This window comes from Vibrio sp. D173a, from assembly GCF_030248475.1.
The window spans coordinates 1-1,050 of record NZ_JAHGAH010000973.1; the positions used below are offsets into that span (position 1 = coordinate 1).

1 protein-coding gene is annotated in these 1,050 nt (G+C 47.0%); it reads left to right on the plus strand.

The annotated features are described in order from the left end of the window. A partial coding sequence (locus KIV40_RS30660; RefSeq protein ID WP_285353057.1) for a long-chain fatty acid--CoA ligase occupies positions 1-1,050 on the plus strand: 1,050 nt, incomplete at both ends.

Below are 1,050 nucleotides of genomic sequence, written 5' to 3' on the forward strand. Positions count from 1 at the left end.
GACTTCGCGAGCAGATTGCTCAAGGCGGCAACCGTACGGCTTTAAAGCATAAAGTCAATGATGTATGGCAAGGCATTAGCTGGCAGCAATTTGGTGAACAGATCGATAAGCTTTCACTCGCACTATTGGCTCAAGGACTGAGAATCCAAGATAAAATCGGTATCTACTCAAATAACATGCCTCAATGGACTGTGGCAGACTTTGCATCCCTACAAGCTCGCCTTGTAACTGTACCGATCTACCCAACGAACACTGCAGCGCAGTCTTCTTACATTATTCAGAACGCAGACGTTAAAGTTCTTTTTGTTGGTGAACAGCCACAATTTGATGCGGCAATTAGCCTTTTTGACGAGTGCGAACAGTTAGAAATTATCGTTGCGATGTCAGATGACATCGATACTCAAGGTCATGATTTTGCTATCTCTTGGCAGGAATTCATAGCACGTGGTGAAGAGGCTCAACAAGCTGAGCTTGAATCACGCCTTGCCGATGCCAATATGGATGACCTGCTGACGCTTATCTACACCTCTGGTACGACAGGTCAACCTAAAGGTGTGATGCTGGACTACGCTAACATCGGCTCTCAGCTTGAAGGTCACGATGAGCGTTTAAGCCTGAGCAAAGATGATGTCTCTTTGTGTTTCCTACCACTGTCACACGTATTTGAGCGCGCTTGGACTTTTTATGTCCTCTATAAAGGTGCAACCAACTGCTACCTGCAAGACACCATGCAAGTACGTGATGCACTGAGTGACGTGAAACCAACCGTGATGTGTGCGGTTCCTCGCTTCTACGAGAAAATCTTCTCTGCGATCCATGAAAAAGTGTCAAAGGCACCATTCATTCGCAAGGTGCTCTTTACTTGGGCTGTGAACATGGGCGCGAAACTGGCGGCATGTCACCAAGAGGGTCGTACACCTTCGTTGATGCTGAAGAAAAGCCATGCATTAGCAGATAAGCTAGTACTCTCTAAACTGCGTGCGCTGTTAGGCGGCAATATCAATTTCATGCCTTGTGGTGGTGCTAAGCTGGATGAAACCATCGGTCGCT